This window comes from Candidatus Methylopumilus turicensis (genome assembly GCF_000953015.1).
Taxonomy (GTDB): domain Bacteria; phylum Pseudomonadota; class Gammaproteobacteria; order Burkholderiales; family Methylophilaceae; genus Methylopumilus_A; species Methylopumilus_A turicensis.
In genome coordinates this window covers 798,314-810,384 of record NZ_LN794158.1, presented here as the reverse complement: position 1 = coordinate 810,384, position 12,071 = coordinate 798,314, and the positions used below count along the sequence as shown (strand labels likewise).

The window sequence follows — 12,071 nt, the reverse complement described above, 5'->3', positions numbered from 1 at the left end:
CGATTACTTAGCTTTAGCAGGATTAGCAGCAGGCATTGCCGGAGCTGTGCCAAATGGATGAGGATTGACTGGTGCACCAGGGCGTACTTTAATTAAATTATCCGCAATCACTTGGTCGCCTTCTTTTAGACCTTCAAGCACCACCCAATCATTACCCAGCCAGCCACCCTCTTTAATTGGGCGAACAGCAGCAACAACTTTGCCTGCATTGTCTTTATCCGCAACAAATACAAACTTGCCTTGGTCGCTCGTCAGAACCGCAGTTTGGGGAATGAGGAATACACCATTACGAACACCTGTTGTAATGCGAGCTCTCACGAACTGCCCCGGCAATAATTGATGCTCGCTATTCTCAAAGGTTGCTCTTAATTGTTGTGTCCCTAATTTAGGGTCGATTTGGCTAGCCGAAAAGTTAAGCTTACCTTTTTGCTTGTATTCACTACCATCAGGCAACACTATCGCAACCTGTTTAATATTTTTCTCTGTTAAATGGCCACCTAGCACCTTAATTTCACTGTCTGACAAACTAAAACGTACCCAAATTGGAGAAATTTGAGAAACCGTTGTTAATAAGCTTGTATTAGGCGAAACCAATGCCCCTTCGGAAAATTGGAAACGACCAGAAACGCCCGTCAGTGGAGATGTGACATTGGTATATGAAAGATTTAGCTCAGCCTCTCTCACGTTTGCTAATGCTTGCTGAAGATTAGCCTGTGAAGTTGCCTTATCGCTGCTGGCATTGTCGTATTCGCGCTGACTAATTGATTGGGTCGCTAACAAAGTACGTAAACGCGCTTCCTCACGAACCGCTTGCTCAACTCTTGCCTGCTGTGCTGAATAAGCCGCTTTAGCTTGTTGCAAAGCAATTTGGTATGGCGCTGGATCAATCAAAAACATGGTTTGACCTGCTTTTACTGAAGCACCTTCGTCATACATGCGCTTTAATAAAATACCGCCAACACGCGGGCGGATTTCAACTTCTTTTGCACCTTCCGTTTGCGCCACCGCTTCAGCGGTAATCGGCACGCTAGTTGATTTTACTGAAATAACACTCACAGGCATCACCATGCCAGCACCCTGCGGCGCGGCCTCTTCTTTTTTGCCACAGGCAACCAATCCCAAGCTTGCCACTACGCAAATCATGAGGAGATGCGAAACACTTGATTTAGCGCCGTGTTTTAGAAATAAGGTTGGCATTGTTAACTCCATGTCTTTTAAAGGATTAATTCAGGTAATGCTTGTTTACATACAAAGTTGTATGTATATTATATAGAAACAGGCTTGCAAGTACACGTGTTTCAATCGTTTAAAAACATGCGCAAATATATTGAGTGCTTCAAAAGATTTTTAAGGTGTAAGTGATTAACCCATGGTGAGACAAACAAAAGAAAATGCGGAAATAACCAGATATCGCATCATTGACGCTGCGCGTGAAGTTTTTTTAAAACGTGGTGTCAGTAGAACAAGCATGGAAAATATTGCTACTGCGGCAGGCGTAACCCGAGGAGCTGTTTATTGGCATTTTGCAAACAAAACTGAATTGTTTAGCGCCATGCGAGAGCAAGTTTTCTTGCCTCTTATCGATCGAATTGATGATAATTTGCAGCTGACTACAAATTTAGATCCGCTTTCTCAAATTGAAAACTTTCTCCTAGGGACGATTGAGGCCCTCAATGACTCTGCTGCCACACGTGAAACCTATGAAATTATGATGATCAAGTGTGAATATGTTGAAGAATTTTCAGGTGTACTAAAGCAAATCCTGATGAACTGTGATGGCATCATTAAAAAGCTCGAAGAGCTCTACAGAAGAGCTGATGACAAAGAACAGCTTAACACGCGACAAACACCTTCGGAGCTCGCGTTAGACACCCATTTATTTTTTAGTGGCCTATTGCATATGTGGGTAAAGGATATTGATGGGGAGTATTTTAGAAAAAACACCCAGGATTTGATAATTAGTCACATCAATTTGCGTAGAAAATAAGCCTTGCTTGGCTTATGATAGCGACCTATCAAAAACAGCCCAACGCAGAGAGGATAAATTGCCCAATTTTATTGTTGCCGCGCTCTATAAATTTGCAAAACTCAATGACTACAAAGAGTTTCAGCCTAAATTGCTTAATTTCTGTGTTGCTCACAACATAAAAGGCACCCTTCTTTTGGCGGAAGAGGGCATCAATGGCACAGTTGCCGCTAGTCGCGAAGAAATTGATGCACTTATTCACTTCTTGAAACAAGATCAGCGCTTGGCAGATTTAGAGCACAAAGAGTCTTATGCGCATGAAACACCTTTTTACCGAATGAAAGTGCGAATTAAAAAAGAAATAGTCACCCTGGGGGTGGCAGGCATAGATCCTAACTACAAGGTAGGCACCTACATCAAACCGCAAGATTGGAATGCCATTATCTCAGACCCGGATGTCATTGTAATTGATACGCGCAATGACTACGAATACGACATCGGCACTTTTAAAGGGGCCATCGACCCTAAAACAACAACGTTTAGAGAGTTTCCTGAATACGTCAGCAAAAATTTAGACGCAAATAAACATAAAAAAGTCGCCATGTTCTGTACTGGAGGCATCCGATGCGAAAAAGCCAGCTCCTACATGATGGAGCAAGGCTTTGAAGAGGTGTATCACTTGCAAGGCGGCATCCTAAAGTATTTAGAAGAGGTGCCAAAAGAAGAGAGCCTCTGGGAAGGCGAATGCTTTGTGTTTGACCAACGCGTATCAGTGAAGCACGGCCTAGAGATTGGCGATTACGACCAGTGCCACGCCTGCCGACATCCGCTTTCGCCAGAAGAAATGCAAAGCGAGCAATATGTAGCAGGTATCTCATGTCCGCATTGCTTTGATAAACTCACCGAAGAAAAACGCGCAAGTGTGGCTGAACGTCAAAAACAAATGGCCCTAGCTAAAAAACGTGGCGAAGCACATATTGGTAAAGTCATTAAAAAAGAAAAGCAATAAAACCTCATCTATCACTTAAGAAAATATAATGCAAGATATTGAATTTATTATAAATACAGAATACGTTGAACTATGTAACCTGCTCAAGCTAGTGGATTTAGCTGATAGCGGCGGCCGCGGAAAAGCGATGGTGTCTGAGGGCTTGGTAAAAGTAGATGGTCAATTAGAACTGCGCAAAACAGCGAAAATTAAACCCGGCCAAATTATCGAATGTGAAGGTAAACGCATCTTAATAAGCATCGACCCTAACGCTGAAATCAAGCCACCTAAAGTCAAAGCCCCTAAAGTGCGCGGCAAAGGACAGCCGAATCGAAGAAGTGGGGCTGGCATTAAGCCGTCAGGCGTTAAAGCTGTCAAGAAGACAGAGAAAAGCACTGAGAAAAAGTCACCATGGCACTAAAATCTACGATCCATAAAGCCGATCTGCAAGTCTCAAATATGGACAGTAACTACTATGCTGCACATAGTCTGACGCTTGCCAGACACCCATCAGAAACTGATGAACGACTAATGGTGAGGTTGATTGCATTTGCATTCTTTGCCAGCGATTCTTTGGCCTTTGGTAAAGGTTTAAGTGATGATGAAGAGCCTGACTTATGGCAAAAAGATTTGACGGGCGCGATTGAGCTTTGGATCGAAGTGGGCTTGCCTGATGAGCGCGTTTTGCGTAAAGCTTGCGGACGCTCAGACCAAGTTGCCTTGGTGCTGTATGGCGGTCGTAATGCTGATATGTGGTGGAATCAAAACAGCAAAGCGCTACTTAAGCTAGATAATTTAACTGTGATTAACTTGCCTGATACAGAGGAACTTGCGAATGCAGCAACTAGAAACATGAATATCAGTTGCACGATTCAAGACAATGAAATGTTGGTAACACACGATGCCGGGAGCTTTACGCTGTTACCATCCGTTTTAAAGACTTTCAATTAAGATTGTTTTTGCATAAATTCTTTATAGATATTGCGCTCTTTCAGACAGTCACGGCTTGTTTTGTCTGGGCAAGACTCTCTAAGCTTACAAAAACAGGCTTTAGCCAACGTTTCCTCTAGATGACTTAGTGATGTCCTGCTGTTTTCGTTTACTTGGCTCATATTGACAACTTTCTTTTTAATAACATTAAAACTACTTTAACTTTTTTTTGATGCTTGAGCCATAAAAATAGTTTCCGCCTAAAATTAAAGAACAGGAAATATTCAAGCATTCTTGCTCACAAACACGCTATTCAGCGTGACATAAGACCGCTTATTAGGCAAAATACTACTTTTACTTTTTCTGCTTTTAAGTGATCGTCAATAAAAAAATCACACAAAGCATAACACTCTGAAAACAAAAATATTTACGTTAAATTGGTTGGTGAAGAACATATATAACGTAGATAGATGGAGAGATTCTTTATGTCAGCCCATGTAATTCCTTTCGAAAACCTGCGTAACGTTGATGTGCCCTCAGTAGGCGGCAAGAATGCATCACTAGGGGAAATGATTTCGCAGCTTTCAGCAAAAGGCGTTCGCGTTCCTACTGGCTTCGCGACTACTGCCGATGCATACCGTGAATTTTTGGCGCAAAATGGTTTAGACGCCAAAATCGTGACAGCACTCGAAACGCTTAATGTGGATGACACCATTGCACTTGCCAGTTGCGGCAAGCAAATTCGCGAATGGATTATGGCCGCACCCTTCCCTGCGGCACTTGAGAAAGCAATCGCAGAAAACTATGCAACACTCACAGCAAAATCAGGAAATGGCGCGACATTTGCTGTGCGCTCATCAGCAACTGCAGAGGATTTGCCTGATGCTTCATTTGCTGGTCAACAAGAATCTTTCTTAAATATTCAAGGTTTGGACAATATCCTTCATGCAATTAAAGAAGTGTTCGCTTCTTTATATAACGATCGTGCGATTTCTTACCGCGTTCACAAAGGCTTTGTTCACGCTGATGTTGCTTTATCTGCTGGCGTACAACAAATGTTGCGTAGCGATATCGGCTGTGCTGGCGTGATGTTCACCATTGACACTGAATCAGGCTTCCAAGATGTTGTGTTTATCACATCATCTTATGGCTTAGGCGAAACAGTGGTTCAAGGTGCTGTAAATCCTGACGAATTCTATGTACACAAACCATTGCTAGCGCAAGGCAAACCAGCGATTGTACGCCGCACCATGGGTTCTAAACTCATCAAAATGGTGTTTAGCGATGCAACGCAAGCTGGTAAAAGTACACATACTATTGATGTAGATGCTGCTGATAGCGACCGCTACTCACTCACTAATGAAGACATCTTGGAATTAGCTCGTTATGCGATGATTATTGAGTCGCATTATGGCTGCCCAATGGATATCGAATGGGGCAAAAATGGCGTTGATAACAAGCTATATATCTTGCAAGCACGTCCTGAGACTGTGAAATCGCAAGAAGCGAATAACAACGTTACCGAAACATTCACATTAGAAAAACATGCTGCTAAACCAATGGTGGTTGGCCGCGCTGTGACACAAAAAATAGGTACAGGCCCTGTACGTATTGTGCTAGACCCTGCTGATATGCACTTAGTACAACCAGGCGATGTTTTAGTTGCTGATATGACTGATCCTAACTGGGAGCCAGTCATGAAGCGCGCCAGCGCTTTAGTCACCAACCGCGGCGGCCGTACTTGTCATGCTGCGATTATTGCGCGTGAATTAGGCATTCCAGCGATTGTGGGCTCTGTGAATGCGACAGATGTATTGCGCGAAGGTGAAGTCGTGACAGTTTCATGTGCTGAAGGCGAGTCAGGTTTCGTTTATCACGGCGCCCTCCCTTTCTCAGTCAATACGCAAGCGACTGAAGCGCTTAGCAAACCGCCATGCAAAATTATGATGAACGTTGGCAACCCGGACATGGCGTTTGGCTTTGCTAAAACACCAAACGATGGTGTTGGTTTAGCTCGTTTAGAATTTGTGATTAACAACATGGTTGGCATTCATCCAAAAGCAATTTTGAATGTTGATGCAATGCCAGCACCAATGCAAACCATCATCAGAAACCGTGCACGTGGCTATGCAAGTCCTACTGACTTCTATATTGATAAAGTTGCTGAAGGTGTTGCGACAATTGCAGCCGCTTTCTACCCAAAACCAGTGATTGTGCGTACTTCTGACTTTAAGTCTAATGAGTACAAAAAATTAGTGGGTGGTGACATCTACGAGCCCGATGAAGAAAACCCAATGATTGGTTTCCGCGGTGCTGCACGCTACATGGCTAAGACTTTAAAGAGTGTTTTGCAATGGAATGCAAGGCCATGAAAAAAGTTCGTGATGAAATGGGCTTGGTGAACGTTGAAATCATGATTCCATTCGTACGTACTTTAGACGAAGCTAAAGCGGTTACAGATATCTTAGCGGCTAACGGCTTAAAACGCGGTGAGAATGGCCTACGCCTCATCATGATGTGTGAAATTCCATCTAATGCGCTACTCGCTGAACAGTTCCTAGCTTACTTCGATGGTTTCTCTATTGGCTCTAACGATTTGACTCAATTAACATTGGGCATGGATCGCGACTCTGGCATCTTGGCTGATGGCTTTGATGAACGTAACGAGGCAGTTAAAGTATTGCTTCGCATGGCGATCAGCACTGCTAATCGTTTAGGCAAGTATGTCGGCATTTGCGGCCAAGGCCCATCTGATCACCCAGACTTTGCACAATGGTTGGTCGATGAAGGTATTCAATCAGTATCACTTAACCCTGATACTGTGGTTGCCACTTGGCAAAAATTGACGCAAAAATAAGCGTCAATTCGAATGAAACGCTCAGCATTATTCATCTCGGACAGCACTGGCATGACTGCCAGTGCATTAGGGAAATTACTCGAGCATTTTCCGCATACCGAATTTACGCAGATTCGCCTTCCTTTTACCGATACCCCAGAAAAAATTGATGTTGCTAAGGCTGCAATAGCAAAAGCAACAGAGCAAGATGGTGTTCGCCCTGTCGTTATTATGTCGCTCGGCAACTCAGCCCTTCGCACATCACTTAAACAGGTCGATGCTTACTACATCGATCTATTCAACACGTTTATTGATCCACTCGGCGTTGAGCTAGGTGAACAACCTTTAACAGGCTCTGGTATTGCTCATGGAGCGATGGGAAGCAATTATGCTGACCGTATGGAAGCGATAAACTTTACGCTTAACCATGACGATGGCATGACCAATAGTGGTTTAGAAGAAGCACAGGTCATTTTGGTGGGTGTTTCTCGCTGCGGAAAGACCCCAACCAGCATTTATCTAGCGATGCAATTCGGCATCAAAGCAGCTAACTATCCACTGATTCCAGAAGACTTTGAACGAGGCAGCTTGCCAGCAGCTTTAAGAAATCATATTCACAAGATATTTGGCTTAACAATTAAGCCTGAACGCTTGCACTCAGTGCGTAGCGAAAGAAGGCCAGATAGCAAATATGCATCGCTAGAAAACTGCAAACAAGAAATTGCAACAGCTGAAGGCTTAATGCGCAATGCTGGAATTACATGGGCTGACTCAACCAGCCGTTCCATTGAGGAATTATCAGCAATTATCTTGCAACGACTTGGTATTCAACAAAAATAAAGCCGACTAAAACTTAGCTACTAGAAATTCCCTGAAATGCCTAAAGCTAATGGCGGCTCATCCATCAAAGCAATCTGTTCACGTAGCTCCAATATTCTATCTTGCCAATATTGCTGGGTATTAAACCAGGTAAAAGCGACTTTAAACGCTGGGTCATCCCAACGTCTTGCAAGCCATGCAGAATAATGAATCAAGCGCAAAGTTCTAAGCGCTTCGATTAAGTGTAGCTCACGAGGATTAAAGTCATAGAAATCTTCATACCCTAAGAGGATTTCATTAAACTGCTTTTGCATTTCATCCTGGTCGCCAGAAAGCATCATCCACAAGTCCTGAATTGCTGGTCCCGTGCGGCTATCATCAAAGTCCACAAAATGCGGGCCTGCATCAGTCCAGAGCAAGTTTCCCATGTGACAATCACCGTGCAACCTTAAGCTGGCGACATCACCGGCCCTCTCATAACAACGCCTCACGCCATCTAAAGCCTGTGCCACAACACCACGATAAACTGACTCAAGCTCTTTAGGCATCATGCCACGTGATAAAAGATAAGCACTCGGCTCCTCACCAAAGGTTTCGATATTTAATGCAGGTCGATGCTTAAATTCGCTTAGGGCACCGACACTATGAATACGCCCAATAAAACGGCCTATCCACTCAAGCACGCCCTCTTGATCAAGCTCAGGCGCACGACCGCCGTGCTTAGAGAAAATAGAAAAACGAAAGTCTTGGTAAGTAAATAAAGTCTTACCGTCAATTAAACTTGGGGCAACTGCTGGAATTTCCGCATCTGCCAAACTTTGTACGAAAATATGCTCTTCGAGAATTGCGACATCATCCCAGCGATGTGGGCGATAAAACTTTGCCACAATAGGCAATGCATCTTCGACACCTACTTGATATACACGATTCTCGTAGCTATTAAGTGCCAGCAGTCTACCGTCTGTAACGACGCCAACACTGTCAATCGCATCTAGGATAAGGTCTGGGGAAAGATTTGAAAACGGGATAGTAGTTTGAGCCATCCCGCATTTTACAACGTAATGAAGCTTACTTTAGGAATGGTTTGATTTTACCCATTACTTCTTCAGATGCGGGATCTACCTCACTACTAAATGCGTAAACTTGCTTTCCACCCGGCAGAATGACATATTTGTAGAAATTCCACATGGGTGACTGCTTTGTAATTGCAATCAATTGCTTATGAAGTGGATTGGCATTTGGACCGGTCACCGAAGTTTTCGTAATCATCGGGAATTTAACCGAATAAGTATTGATACAGAAATCACCTACTTCTTTGTCACTGGCTAGCTCTTGCCTAAAGTCGTTAGATGGAAATCCCACAACCAACAAGCCTTTTGATTGATAACGTTTATAAAGTCCTTCTAGCGTTTCAAATTGGGGTGTAAAGCCGCATTTACTTGCTGTATTGACTACAAGAATCGGCTTGTCTTGATAATCACATAGATTTATCTTGTTGCCTTGCAGGGTTGTAAACTGATGATTGTATAAGTCAGGACACGCTGCAAATGCCGCGCTAGATAAACTCATGACGACGACCCCTATAAAGTATTTAATCATTTTCTATCCATTATTAAATTGAACGAATCATTAATTCTGACTCAGCTTGTCATGATTGGTTCATCGCAAAAAACAACGACAATACTTGTGGATAACATGGCTAGGCGCTAATATTCAGCCATCGATTGAAAAGAGGTGCGTTGTGGATATTCATGTTGGCGAGATATATGGCAAACAGACCACGGGCAAATTTGTAATGTACAACGTGCTCAAAGTGAGCAAGAGCGTCGTTACTCTACAAAACATCGACAATCCTTTAAGCTTGTTTGAAACCACTGCTGACAAGCTAAGTTCATCAGGTTATGTTCGCATCAGCCAAACGCCTTATATTGACTTAGAAGCATCAACACCCAAGCGACGTAAAGCTGCAAAGAAACCATCCCGCTGCCCGCTCACCTTTGACTTTTTAGAAGATAGAGCTGATAGCGAGCGCCCCTCGCCTATCATGCCAGATTTATTTACAGCTCAATCCTGAGGCGGTCCACCCCATAAATCATGCCCGTCAGCGTCGTAGATTTGCACTTCAACGAAATCACCAGGCGTTAAACCTTCAGCGTCCGCCAAATACACAATGCCGTCAATTTCAGGCGCGTCAGCTTTAGTTCTGCCAATCGCTTCAATATTGCCATCAACGTCTTGCACAATCTCATCAACCAGCACTGTTTGCATAGTACCCACTTTAGTTTGTAACTTAGCTGCACTAATAAGTTCCTGCACTTCCATAAAGCGCGCTAAACGTTCTTGTTTAAGCTCTTCTGGCACTTGGTCCGGAAGTGCGTTAGCTGAAGCACCATCGACTGCAGAATAGGTAAAGCAACCCACCCTATCCAATTGCGCCTCTTCTAAAAAGTCGAGTAGCATTTGGAAGTCCTCTTCCGTTTCACCTGGGAAGCCAGCAATAAAGGTGCTGCGCACTGTTATATCAGGACAAATGGCACGCCAAGCTTTAATACGCGCTAAATTATTTTCACTACTTGCAGGGCGTTTCATTGCTTTCAGAATACGCGGACTGGCGTGCTGAAATGGCACATCTAAATACGGCAATATCAAGCCGTCTGCCATTAACGGTATGACTTCATCCACATGTGGGTAAGGATAAACATAGTGCAATCGCACCCAAACTCCTAATTCACTTAATGATTTTGTGAGCTCAGTCATACGCGTTTTTACTGGACGTCCATTCCAGAATCCACTTCTATACTTCACATCTACGCCATATGCTGAAGTATCTTGAGAAATTACTAAAATTTCAGACACTCCTGCATTCACAAGGTTTTCAGCCTCATTTAGCACTTCACCTATAGGACGACTCACCAAATCGCCCCGCATGCTAGGAATAATGCAGAAACTACAACGGTGATTACAGCCTTCAGAGATTTTTAAATAAGCATAATGGTTAGGTGTTAAACGCACGCCTTGAGCAGGCACTAAATCTACATATGGGTCATGAGGCTTCGGTAAATTGGCATGCACCGCAGTCATCACTTCCTCAAGCGCATGCGGACCGGTCACAGCAAGCACACTAGGATGCGCTGTTTGCACAACGCCGCTCTTAGCACCCAAACAACCCGTGACAATCACTTTGCCATTTTTATTAATGGCCTCACCAATGGCATCCAGCGACTCCTCAACCGCACTATCAATAAAGCCACAAGTATTGACTACGACCAAATCAGCGTCTTCATAAGTGCCCGATATTTCATAGCCTTCTGCACGCAATTGGGTGAGAATACGCTCTGCATCAGAGCCAGCTTTCGGGCAACCTAATGAAACGAAGCCAACTTTAGGTGTATTGTTTGAACTCATGAAAATTAACCTACTTAACAATTAAAAAATGTACATCATTGCAATCGCTTGGCTTTACGTTACCTTCTTAATGGCTGCTACCGAAGCAAGTGTGACAGCTGGTATTCTTACTTTTATTTTTTATGGCTTAATGCCTTGTGGCTTGCTCATGTGGATATTAGGTACGCCACAACGCAAACGTAAAAAAGCGCTACTCGAGGAAGAACTTAGTCAGCCAAATAGAAGCGATTCCCATCCCGATTAAGCCCACCTGAGCAATCGTCGCTTTAAGCTCCGTACGCTTATGCAACCCTGGTATTAAGTCTGCTACCGCCACATAAAGCATACTTGCGGCGGCTAACCCTAATATCGTTGCAATCCAGTGTTGTACGGTTTGTAATGCAAAATAAGCCAGTACGCCACCTACTACCGTAGCCAAGCTCGAAAATAAGTTAAATAATAAGGCCTGCTTTTTGCTGTAGCCTGAATGTAAAAGAATCAGGAAATCGCCTACTTCTTGTGGAATTTCGTGGGCAATAATAGCAATAGCCGTCACAGCACCTAAGCGAATATCAATCATAAAGGCCGCTGCAATTAAAATGCCATCTACAAAGTTGTGGAATGTGTCACCCACCATAATCATCATGCCACTTCGACCTGAGTCGTGGTGATGCCCATGTGAATGAGGTTTGCTAATTGATGGCGCCTTATCAATCACTGCTTTAAATTTTGTGCCTGAAGAATCGCTATCATGCACAGGACAATCCGCCTCAGTGTGCATGGCATGTGCTTCACAATGCTCACCGTGACAATGTCGCCATAACACCAATTTTTCCAGCACAAAAAATAACAAAATACCAAACAGCACCGTAGCTGCCATATTCTCCACACTGCTTGCCTCATGGAATGCATGTGGCAAAATCTCCAAGAACACAGCCCCCAGCATCGCGCCAATGGCGTAGCTAATCAACATGGGAATCCATTGCGTACGTGCGTTGAGCGCGACAAAACCAGCGCACATTACGCTCAGTACACCGCCCAACAAGCTTGCGGAGATAATCCAAGTCAAAACAGAAATGTGTGCGTTAAACATTGATTATTTGGTTTCTTTGTATAAGGTTTCTTATTGCTGAGGAGATATTATAAAC

12 protein-coding genes and 1 pseudogene are annotated in these 12,071 nt (G+C 43.7%); 8 read left to right on the top strand and 5 right to left on the bottom strand.

The annotated features are described in order from the left end of the window. Positions 1-3 precede the first annotated feature (3 nt). Positions 4-1,197 (bottom strand): efflux RND transporter periplasmic adaptor subunit, encoded by a 1,194-nt coding sequence (locus tag BN1209_RS04125; RefSeq protein WP_171816497.1) that lies wholly within the window; start codon positions 1,195-1,197, stop codon positions 4-6. Positions 1,198-1,369: 172 nt separating this feature from the next. On the opposite strand from BN1209_RS04125, the gene BN1209_RS04120 reads away from it, so the two are divergent. From BN1209_RS04120 to BN1209_RS04095, 6 genes and pseudogenes are all read left to right on the top strand, one after another. Then, positions 1,370-1,987, top strand: coding sequence for a TetR family transcriptional regulator (locus BN1209_RS04120; protein WP_045751077.1), 618 nt, complete (start codon positions 1,370-1,372; stop codon positions 1,985-1,987). Between the two features lie 58 nt (positions 1,988-2,045). Next, entirely contained in the window at positions 2,046-2,975 is a 930-nt protein-coding gene (gene trhO / locus BN1209_RS04115) for an oxygen-dependent tRNA uridine(34) hydroxylase TrhO (protein ID WP_045751956.1), read from the top strand. Positions 2,976-3,003: 28 nt separating this feature from the next. Then, complete coding sequence (locus BN1209_RS09275) at positions 3,004-3,375, top strand: RNA-binding S4 domain-containing protein (protein WP_082048389.1); 372 nt, start codon at positions 3,004-3,006, stop codon at positions 3,373-3,375. Continuing rightward, on the top strand, positions 3,366-3,905 hold the full coding sequence (locus BN1209_RS04105; protein WP_045751076.1) for a YaeQ family protein: 540 nt from the start codon (positions 3,366-3,368) through the stop codon (positions 3,903-3,905). The genes BN1209_RS09275 and BN1209_RS04105 overlap by 10 nt, the downstream gene beginning before the upstream one ends. 464 nt (positions 3,906-4,369) lie before the next feature. Further along, positions 4,370-6,741, top strand: a pseudogene (ppsA, locus tag BN1209_RS04100) (phosphoenolpyruvate synthase). Between the two features lie 12 nt (positions 6,742-6,753). Then, positions 6,754-7,560, top strand: a complete 807-nt coding sequence (locus BN1209_RS04095; RefSeq protein ID WP_045751075.1) for a pyruvate, water dikinase regulatory protein — start codon at positions 6,754-6,756, stop codon at positions 7,558-7,560. A gap of 20 nt (positions 7,561-7,580) precedes the next feature. Here the strand turns inward: BN1209_RS04095 and BN1209_RS04090 are convergent, their stop codons facing one another. Both BN1209_RS04090 and BN1209_RS04085 read right to left on the bottom strand, forming a co-directional pair. Beyond that, complete coding sequence (locus BN1209_RS04090; RefSeq protein ID WP_045751074.1) at positions 7,581-8,582, bottom strand: serine/threonine protein kinase; 1,002 nt, start codon at positions 8,580-8,582, stop codon at positions 7,581-7,583. 25 nt (positions 8,583-8,607) lie between these two features. Beyond that, the gene (locus BN1209_RS04085) at positions 8,608-9,138 is read right to left on the bottom strand and encodes a glutathione peroxidase (protein WP_045751073.1); all 531 of its coding nucleotides are present in this window, start codon (positions 9,136-9,138) and stop codon (positions 8,608-8,610) included. Between the two features lie 142 nt (positions 9,139-9,280). Here BN1209_RS04085 and BN1209_RS04080 point away from each other — a divergent pair, with 142 nt between their 5' ends. Continuing rightward, complete coding sequence (locus BN1209_RS04080; protein WP_052661089.1) at positions 9,281-9,613, top strand: hypothetical protein; 333 nt, start codon at positions 9,281-9,283, stop codon at positions 9,611-9,613. Here BN1209_RS04080 and rimO read toward each other — a convergent pair. Then, positions 9,604-10,944 (bottom strand): 30S ribosomal protein S12 methylthiotransferase RimO, encoded by a 1,341-nt coding sequence (rimO, locus tag BN1209_RS04075; RefSeq protein WP_045751072.1) that lies wholly within the window; start codon positions 10,942-10,944, stop codon positions 9,604-9,606. The two genes, BN1209_RS04080 and rimO, sit on opposite strands and share 10 nt — an antisense overlap. A 28-nt stretch (positions 10,945-10,972) precedes the next feature. Between rimO and BN1209_RS09005 the strand changes: the two genes are divergently transcribed. Next, positions 10,973-11,188: a hypothetical protein gene (locus BN1209_RS09005; RefSeq protein WP_082048388.1), complete on the top strand. Its 216-nt coding sequence runs from the start codon at positions 10,973-10,975 to the stop codon at positions 11,186-11,188. Here BN1209_RS09005 and BN1209_RS04070 read toward each other — a convergent pair. Beyond that, on the bottom strand, positions 11,135-12,016 hold the full coding sequence (locus BN1209_RS04070) for a ZIP family metal transporter (protein WP_045751071.1): 882 nt from the start codon (positions 12,014-12,016) through the stop codon (positions 11,135-11,137). The two genes, BN1209_RS09005 and BN1209_RS04070, sit on opposite strands and share 54 nt — an antisense overlap. Positions 12,017-12,071 lie beyond the last annotated feature (55 nt).